The organism is Legionella qingyii, from assembly GCF_003184185.1.
This window is the reverse complement of record NZ_QHJG01000066.1, coordinates 1-8,893: the sequence shown is the minus strand read 5'-3', so window position 1 is coordinate 8,893 and position 8,893 is coordinate 1. Positions and strand designations below refer to the sequence as shown.

The window sequence follows — 8,893 nt, the reverse complement described above, 5'->3', positions numbered from 1 at the left end:
TCTTTCTACTCAATACTTAAGAAAAGTGATTGGTTTTTAAACTTTGATGAAATCGCCCTGTATTGCCTCAATAAAAGGTCTATATTAATAAAATCTTAATAATATTATGCTAAATTATTAGTCTATAATTTGCACATTTTGATATAATTATGACGAAAATATACTCAAAGCAGCGTGTAAACTTTGATCCTTTGACTTTTAGCGATCTACCTCGATATGAGTATCATCGTACTTTACGTGGTGCAATTGGCTTATCTGCTACCAGCTATTCGCAACAAACAAAAGATGGGATTATTTACCAATGGGATAATATAGCTCCAGAGGTTGCTCTTGTTATTCTTCAAGATGCTCAAAAACAAAAAATTAATATTCAGAATGAAATAATTGAGGGTATAGGAGAGGATGTATTTCATAAGAAGTGCTTGCAAAATGCTATTGAGAAATTACAGAACAATCCCCGTTACTCCCTTTTTGTAGAAAAATTAGCGTTACATATTACTGCTAAAAAATCTAAAGAGCTTACCCTGGAACATTTAAAATCAGCAGGAATTATAACTCTTGAGCAATTCGATGAGGTATTTACTCAATTTTTGTATGTACAAAATAAATTAGACAAGAGCTTCCCTAATTTTAATAAGATAACAGAAGAAGATGATTATTATCAGTTCATCACTTTTATGGCAAACGAGCCATTATATGAATCTTTTCTTCAGTCATTTACTCAGTATCTTGCCGCAGAGTTTAATAAAGGCAGGTTACAAAGCAATCATGTTGCAGCACCTAAAGAAATCGATAGTAAATCGCTATCAAGTTTTTTCCAGGTAATTAGCTATGATTTAAGCTTACAGCCCCCCAAAAAACCACTGCAAACAAATACGTTATATGTCACATTACTCCAAGATAAATTGAGCTATACAGTCATTGATGTCGCTGGCAATGAAATTACCGCATCCATCCCTTTTAGTGAATGCGCTTTTACCGTGGATGAACAAACCACCGAGGAAGAACTAAAAAGTCATTTACAGGATCTTTTGAAAATTACATCTCAAAGAGGTCATACAGGAGATATTGCACTTAATACTTTAGCATTAAAAGATAAGGGTATTGCTTTTTTGGAAAGCGATATCGGTACAAGCCTATTTTTATCTCATTTACCGGCAGTCGATTTGGTTAAGGATGAGAAATATAAATTTAGTCTTTATCAATGGTTAAATCAGGGAAATTTGGATCGCTTAAAAGATCTTTTGGTTTCAGGAGCATGTCAACGCTATAACCAGGAATTGGATGCCTTGATAAAACAAATGACAAAACCTGCAGAAATAGATGAAGAATTTAAAAAAGAAATCGAGGCTGTTGGTGCCTTAATGAAAGAAATGACAGCACTTATTGCTAGCCTTGAGGATAATCCAAATGCAAAAGATAAGGAATTAGATGAAAAAATAGATCACTTGGTTGTCCATTTAAAAAATCTTAAGAAGCTTTATAACAGCACCCCTCTTTTACAACCAGGAGATGATATACCTTCAACAGTCGGAAATTTTGAAAATTTCATCAAAAAGTTCCTATTCAACTCATCTGATGAGAAGTTAACTCAATATGTTACCGACAGCTCTGATGAAAACAAAATTTGGAAATTGCATTTGATTGAGTTGGTGAGTGGGTTAGTGAATGACAGAAATTTTGTTTCAGTCCGTGATATAAAAAATAAAAATGACCTTTCTTTTTTAACGGATAAAGAAGGTTCCATTTTACCTGCCCCTCTTGTCTTTAGAGAACAACTTAAGATGAGACTTACAACATATCTCAAAAAAGATGTTCATCGTTATCACACGGTGCAGAGTTATCAAAATGATAACTTAAAAATGACAGAAGCTCCTGTTGTTTTTAGAGGCGGTCATTTAACTGATTCCCTAGAGGAAACCGTACTTTTTGCAAAAAAAATGACCCGAACGGGTGAGTATTCTGCTGACAGTCATTTATTATCTGGGCAAGAAAATAATATTAAAAAACATGAGATTCGATCCGGAGCAGCGGTAACCTTGGCTGCTACAGGTGTTGATGGAACACGTTCCGTTACGGATAAATTTGATGTTGCACTTAAATTTGGTGGTATGCACGATGTAAAAATTCTCTATATTATTCGTGGTAAAGAATCATTTCATTCAAAACCATTTGCAGAAATTGTAGGAAAGACCAAATTAGGTGAAATAGCATATACACATGTTGATCCTCATGATTATGTCATGACAATCCTTTATAATCGTAATAATGAAATACTTGATGTTATCCCAGGAAACTTAGATGGAGAAATCCAGGGGGTAAGTGAATTTACACAAGAAGTGATTACCTCGGGGATTAAATTTTATAATGAAAAGCATAATAAATCTTTAACCTCTAAAGCTTTGGTGAAACTACCAACTCCGTTAAAAGAGGAGCATCCAGCAATAACCCATTCGTCCAGGAAAAAACCGTTACTTGAGATTCTTCATTCTCATCAATCAGAATCGCTTTCATCTGCTCAATTAAAGCCATCTGCAAAAAAACTCAGCAGCATCAGAATCACCCGACACACTCGTGATGGCCATAAAATGCTGTCATTAGAATCATTGAGGCCTGAAGTAGAATCCCTTAAATTATCAGGCGAAAAACTGGAACTTCCTGAGGGTTCGTTCAAATTAATTCCTGGGCGATTAAATGAAGTACGGGAAGCGGCCTTGGCTCACTTCAATATGAGGCATATTTTAACACTGAAAGGTTTTAATCGATGGAGCACTCGAGAAAGACAATTACAGGAAACATACAATCGTATATTACAACCTCATTTTATGGAAGGTGACATTCAAGAACAATTAGCACATGCAAATATCGCCCATGAAGAGTGGTTAACTGATGTGTTAGTACCCAGAATGCAAACAGCATTGATGCTTCATCTCGCTGCGCGATTAATTACCGATTACCGAGTTGACACAGAAGAGGTAAATAAGCTCGCTCAAAAATTATTTCATGACATCATGGATGCAAGTTACAGCTATTCTCTGGTAATTGATTGGTCAAGCATTCATGATTTGCTTAATGAAACAGAAGTACATCAGCAGTGTATTAAAAATGCTCAAAGGCGAATACAACAAGTACATCCATCTCTAAGCATAGACAGCCTCGAATACGAATCCGAATTCAAATCATTTTTGATAATGGAAAAGAATAAGGTCCGAAAACAACTGGTAAATAATAAAATGTCTGCGTTTTTGGATCAAAACCTAGACCATTTTGTGCAAAAATATAAACTTGAGAAAAAACCAGTTTATTCCTTGGCCGATAATCGTGATTTTGTTTTTTTAGGTCCTGCAGCGAGCGGTAAAAGTACTATTTCCAATCTATATATTACAAAGGAAGAACGAAAGGATTATGTATCCCTCGCTACAGATGATTATCGGGGCATATTTATGCCATTTACGGAAGAATTTGAAAAGAGAGAAACAGAACAAGCCTTTATTCGCACACAAGACAGCGCATACTTAATCAGCGAACTTGTTGAAGAACGTATTTTGGCCCAAAAAGACAAAAGACCTAATATAATTATCGATGGCGTTACCTATAAATCATCACAAAAAGCTTTAGTAGAAAAAAATAATAATTCGGTGATAGTCTGTGCGTGTTTAGATGATATGTCCCAAGTCGTTAAACGCTGTTATGATAGAGCAAAACAAGAAGAGAGCGGTTCAGCTGACAAAGGACGATATGTTAACACCACCAGCTTGCTCCATATGCATAAAACAGCAAGTCTCAATTTATTAACTTGTTGTGCTCCCAATACTACCATTGCTTTTTATAATACCAATGTACCGCGTGGTGTGACTCCTCCTTTGATTGCTACTGTAGATACGCATGGAGAAAAGACACTCACAATAAACCATGCTCAAGGTTCCTTGATGTATTTAGCTTCTTTTTTCAATAAAGCACGAGTTAATGTTAGAGCCAAAAGCGACCAGCATCTTTTTTTAGACAGATTAAAACATCCTGAATTTCAAATTGATTCATTATTCGCGGTTATGGATCATGGATTTAAAATTGTAATACAGGGTGAAAATAAATTACCTTGTTTAACCGTCAAAAAAGAAACTAATGGTCAAATCGTTATGGAAATTATTGATCCAGAACAAGTCAATAATAAAATCGAAGAAAATAAAACTGAAAAAGCCTTGTTGCAAATGCTTGTGTTGTATGGACAACTCGGACGTTTGAAGGAAGTTCAGAAAGAATGTTTGCTACATGAAGATATTGATTTAATTGTTGAGCAAATCATTAATTCCCAATCCGAAGCCAAACAGATAAAAACAACTAACACTGAAGTCAGTTAGATAACAATTTGCAACTATAATGTATAGAGTGCAAAGTTAATGCGATATAATTCGTTCTTTTAGATCAGGAGTAATCATGAACACTCGTTTGCTGAAAAAAATCACACGAGAGAGAAATAAAGTAGAACACTTTATCGATCATATGCGCGCTATCTTTGAAAAAACTCCTGATACATCCGAGAGAGCAAATCGTCTTCAAGTGTTTGATACTTTATTACTTTTAGCAACCTATGCAAAAGTTGAAGAACTTGAAAATGAATTCCAAAGTGTACTGCCTAAAGATGAAAATACAGCTACTATCTCATACTTGCGAGAGCATCTTCGAGAGATTAATGGTTTTTGCACAAGTACATTTAGCGATGAGCATGAAGTGTATAAAAATTTATTCACTGGCATCACTCCAGAAAAAAAACAAGGTGTGCGTGATCTCTTGAGTAAATCAATTACGGAACTCATTTTTGAGAAAACAAATACTCTATCGACTCGATTAAGTATGTAAAATAATATTTTCAATGCGGTGTTTTCCTTTACAATAAAACAATCAATTTTGTTCATCTTAGAACGGATTGCTTTTTAAAATTTCCTCGCTAATTGATTGTTTCAAAATATAAAAAATGACCATGAATGTGGATGCCAAGCAGTAGCACCCCAATAAAAAATGGGATAAGATGGGCGCTCTGTTGTCCCTCAGGAGAATCATTCTGAGCACATTTTTTAACGCTACATGCACAGCGGCTGCCGCAATTTATGCGGAGTTTAAGTTCTATCCCTATTATAACCTGGGTTTTCATCTTGATGCATTTACCAGCTTTTTCTGCCATATATTTCGCGCTCTATATGACTTCACCGCATTCTTAATGCGTGTGTTAATTACTCCTTTTTGTCTTTTAAATCCATTTTCCTGGCCCAGTTTACCAAGCCACGCTTTAAATCTTGTTGATGATTTAGTTGGTACTGCACTTAGCCTGGTCAGTATTGCTATTCATCCCGTTATTTTTATAATCCGTACATTGAGTTCCATGATTCGAGGTTATGATGAGGGGACCGATTATGATTGGGGAGCAGAGCCAGAAGAAGAAGATCTGAACAAGGCCATGGCAATTTGGTAACCGAAAGATCAGATTTTAAATTATCGCTCTACCACTTCAACAAAAGATCCTTTTCTTAAAAAACTCATAATTAATTGTCTTGTTTTTGTATTATTCATTATAAATGTATGATTGGAATTAACAATAATCGGTTCATTTTGACCTTCCAAACGCGCAGACTCAGGTGGTACTTTCGCATCATAACGCCCAGCTATTATTCCTATTTTAATGTTAGGCACAGGCACATGATGAACATATGACGATCGATCCGAACTCAGCTCACTCAATGGTTTTATTGGAGAAGTGAACAAAGGAAACATTGTCGTAGAGAGTTTTGCTAATTTTGATCCTTGATTTGGCGGCGCCAACATGATGAGGCTACCTATATTTTTTAATTGCTTTTGCGACAAGTTGGATAACGCTTCTCGGGTAATAATTCCACCAAGACTATGAGTCACAAAATTAATTTTAACGCCTGGATTTTTTTCTAATAAATTTTTAATAAATCGATTTAAATAAATACCATGTTCTTGAATACTGTATTTGGGAGAAGGGTAACTATAGGAATAAACTTCATAGCCTTGTCTTTTTAGATAATTTTTTAATGGCCACATACTAAGCGAAGTACGCATCAAACCATGTACTAACACAATAATTTCCTGATTGTGTCTGACCTGAACAGAAGAAGAAGCTACGTGAGTTTGTCTGTGATTAGGTAACAATGCATATGCTTGAGCCAAGCAGCTCATCCCAATAAGGATCATCAGCACAAGTTGGGCAAACTGTCGGGTTTTAAGAATGGTTGCGGTCATTATTTCTCTTGATTTATTCGAACCATCATCATTCTAATTTAACTCCTATAGCCAGTTCAAAAAATTTCTAATAAAAATGTATTTAATAAATTAATCGAATTAAATCCATCCCAACGGTGTTCACAAAATTACCTAAGCATTATTTTTTTTTCTAAATTGGTGGATTTTTCACCTACCTTATGTTATCAACATACATACAGGTATGTATCAAGCAATAAATCATTTTATAGAGCCTGTGTAATTTAATAGCTTATCAGTTAGCCCCCTATTCTATCAAAATCAGGAGTTTTTTATGTTGAAAAAAATAATGATAGCCACTCTTTCTATCATCAACTTATCCGTTTTTCTTCCTGCTTATGCTGGCGAAGATATGAGTTGTAAGGTCCAAGTAGCTGTTGCTACACCACCAATTCCATTTGATCAGAATGTTGCATTTAATGTAACGTCTAATGAACTGGGATTAAATAAGTCACTTACCCTAATGGGTGGAAAAGGACCTCAATTTATAGATAACATACCTTGTTCTCCAGCTCCTCTGTCAATCAGTGCAACCGTGTACTCGACACCAGGTTATACCTTGCAAGGCTCATCCATTGGTCAATGTGTTTTAAAAGCAGGATATGTTGTTCTAAATGGTCCGGAAAATAGTGCTTCCGTGGTATTTCCCTATGATTTTAATTGCATAAATTAATAAGCGCATTTGCCTATATCTCCCTGATATGGGCAAATGCAGTGTGATACGTTACCCGAAAATTAGTTATCATCCCTCTTACACCGCATTCCCCAACTGGCCCCCACACAAGTAAATATAGCGCCCACTAAAAACAACGCAAATACTATGTATGCACCTGAAGCAAGATTTGTTGGAGTCACATTAACCTCTACTATAGCTTCTTTCTGACCATTCTTTGTTGAAGAAGAAATTTTGGTTGTGCCCACAGGAGTGGAGATTTGATTCACTGTAATTGGAACTGCTACTACAGTACGAGAAATGGAATTAGTATAGGTTACTACATATTGACTTAATAGTCCTATGAGGGCAGCCCCCATGATTAAAGCCATAACCCAGGTAATAAAACCGTAAATAATTCCCAAATTACGTTCAGGACAATATAAGCGTCCTAAATAACCAGCCGCATAACCTGCTACAAGCGTAGAAATCACCACACCAACAATGATTCCCAACATCCCACCCACAACTACTATGACGGATCCATTACTCATCGTTTTAAAAGCACTTAATCCGATAGCAATTCCGAAAAGATTCAATAAAAAACTGAGACCTAGCGCAGTTAATGCACCAACAAAAATGGCGGTCCAGGAGATACGTTTATTTGGATGTATGTGGCAGTGTTCATGATCCGATGTAACTTTATTTGTCATTTGAGCTTTCCTTATCTCATATCTAACATTATAGCTTCAGGATTATATGAAGTTTTTTGGGGCTGCTGCTCTCAATTTATATTGGATCTTACAGCATAGGAATAAATTGTTTACATTAAAAAACTAACCTATATATTTTTATTTTTCAAGAGCATATAACAACAGATAGATGAATTGTGACATGTCGAAATTCATGTCTCCCTAGTTTCTGCTATTTGCTCTATGTTTCGAGCAATATTTTTTGCAATCGTACTTAAAGGTAAATCGTTGTCATCTTTACCAAATGGTTCTTCCAATTCTTCAGATAATATTTCCAAACCCAATAAAATATATACAATCATAACCATCATCGGAATAATCAAAAATCCAAATGTATCTACCCAACCAAAAGGGAACATGATGGCATAAAAAAGCATCGCTTGTTTCACAAAGAAGGCAAAGGCATAAGGGACATGAGTATTGGCGATTCGCTCACAGCCCCCGGTCATGTCTATCAAATTAGCTATGTGAGTATCTAACGCCAGATATTGCTCCAGCTGCAGCTTATTTTCTTGGCGTAATTGATTCAGAATACGATACATCTTTTGCGTTACTATAAGAACTGGATGTTTCCCTTCAAATTCATGTATACATAAGGAAAGTAACTCTGTTTGAATCTCTTTACTTTCTTTGCGTAAATGGGCTTTGATGATAATAGGTAATTTTTTTAACAATTCATAAAAATCAGGATATTCCTGTAATCCTATATAGGCATCAAACTTTAAACCTAAATTTCTGCAATTATTATTAATCGAACCCCATAAAATTCGTCCTTCCCACCAGCGTGCATAACTGGTATTTACTCTAAAACTAATGATTATCGTTAAGATAAAGCTAAAAATCAGATGGAATTGGCCAACACTATAACGCGTCGCGTTTTCAAAAAAACAAGCGATTATTACCGCGTACAGGATAATAATTATTGTTATGGGTAATAATTTCCGGAACACTTTTTCTTTATAAAACAAGAAAAGATGAGTTACCCAGGTTAAAAGATTATGTGATCTCAATTTCATCAATACTTTCTCTACGTAAAAAATACAGTGTAACTTGAGTCCGATTGTGAAGCAAAAAGTCATCAGCTCGTGACATATTGGAGCTAGGAATCACTATCATTAAATTAAAGATTATTGTCATTTCCGCGAAAGCGAAAATCTATTCCTAAATGAGCACGACACCCGACCAGAAATACGTTCCCGCCTTCGCGGAAACA

Annotated in this window: 7 protein-coding genes; 4 read left to right on the top strand and 3 right to left on the bottom strand. The window is 35.4% G+C overall.

All coding sequences use genetic code 11. From position 1 onward, the window contains the following. The first annotated feature begins 149 nt into the window (after positions 1 to 149). The 3 genes from DGG96_RS20250 to DGG96_RS20240 all read left to right on the top strand — a co-directional run bounded on the left by DGG96_RS20250 (position 150) and on the right by DGG96_RS20240 (position 5,467). On the top strand, positions 150 to 4,358 hold the full coding sequence (locus tag DGG96_RS20250) for a zeta toxin family protein (RefSeq protein WP_110144273.1): 4,209 nt from the start codon (positions 150 to 152) through the stop codon (positions 4,356 to 4,358). 76 nt (positions 4,359 to 4,434) lie between these two features. Further along, positions 4,435 to 4,857 carry a hypothetical protein gene (locus tag DGG96_RS20245; RefSeq protein WP_110144272.1) on the top strand — a complete coding sequence of 141 codons (423 nt, stop codon included), beginning with the start codon at positions 4,435 to 4,437 and terminating at the stop codon, positions 4,855 to 4,857. A gap of 169 nt (positions 4,858 to 5,026) precedes the next feature. Continuing rightward, the gene (locus tag DGG96_RS20240; protein WP_110144271.1) at positions 5,027 to 5,467 is read left to right on the top strand and encodes a hypothetical protein; all 441 of its coding nucleotides are present in this window, start codon (positions 5,027 to 5,029) and stop codon (positions 5,465 to 5,467) included. Between the two features lie 20 nt (positions 5,468 to 5,487). Here DGG96_RS20240 and DGG96_RS20235 read toward each other — a convergent pair whose 3' ends face one another. Continuing rightward, complete coding sequence (locus DGG96_RS20235; RefSeq protein ID WP_165831656.1) at positions 5,488 to 6,258, bottom strand: esterase/lipase family protein; 771 nt, start codon at positions 6,256 to 6,258, stop codon at positions 5,488 to 5,490. A 292-nt stretch (positions 6,259 to 6,550) separates the two neighbouring features. On the opposite strand from DGG96_RS20235, the gene DGG96_RS20230 reads away from it, so the two are divergent. Next, the gene (locus DGG96_RS20230) at positions 6,551 to 6,949 is read left to right on the top strand and encodes a hypothetical protein (protein WP_110144269.1); all 399 of its coding nucleotides are present in this window, start codon (positions 6,551 to 6,553) and stop codon (positions 6,947 to 6,949) included. A 62-nt stretch (positions 6,950 to 7,011) separates the two neighbouring features. Here DGG96_RS20230 and DGG96_RS20225 read toward each other — a convergent pair whose 3' ends face one another. Then, on the bottom strand, positions 7,012 to 7,641 hold the full coding sequence (locus DGG96_RS20225) for a hypothetical protein (protein ID WP_110144268.1): 630 nt from the start codon (positions 7,639 to 7,641) through the stop codon (positions 7,012 to 7,014). A gap of 191 nt (positions 7,642 to 7,832) precedes the next feature. Next, a complete protein-coding gene (locus DGG96_RS20220; protein ID WP_110144267.1) occupies positions 7,833 to 8,696 on the bottom strand; it encodes a bestrophin family protein in 864 nt (287 codons plus the stop codon). Positions 8,697 to 8,893 lie beyond the last annotated feature (197 nt).

Excerpts from the sequence above, each read along its gene's own strand:
- DGG96_RS20250 (WP_110144273.1), top strand. The coding sequence starts at position 150 with ATGACGAAAATATACTCAAAGCAGCGTGTAAACTTTGATCCTTTGACT.
- DGG96_RS20245 (WP_110144272.1), top strand. The coding sequence starts at position 4,435 with ATGAACACTCGTTTGCTGAAAAAAATCACACGAGAGAGAAATAAAGTA.
- DGG96_RS20240 (WP_110144271.1), top strand. The coding sequence starts at position 5,027 with ATGGGCGCTCTGTTGTCCCTCAGGAGAATCATTCTGAGCACATTTTTT.
- DGG96_RS20235 (WP_165831656.1), bottom strand. The coding sequence starts at position 6,258 with ATGACCGCAACCATTCTTAAAACCCGACAGTTTGCCCAACTTGTGCTG.
- DGG96_RS20230 (WP_110144269.1), top strand. The coding sequence starts at position 6,551 with ATGTTGAAAAAAATAATGATAGCCACTCTTTCTATCATCAACTTATCC.
- DGG96_RS20225 (WP_110144268.1), bottom strand. The coding sequence starts at position 7,641 with ATGACAAATAAAGTTACATCGGATCATGAACACTGCCACATACATCCA.
- DGG96_RS20220 (WP_110144267.1), bottom strand. The coding sequence starts at position 8,696 with ATGAAATTGAGATCACATAATCTTTTAACCTGGGTAACTCATCTTTTC.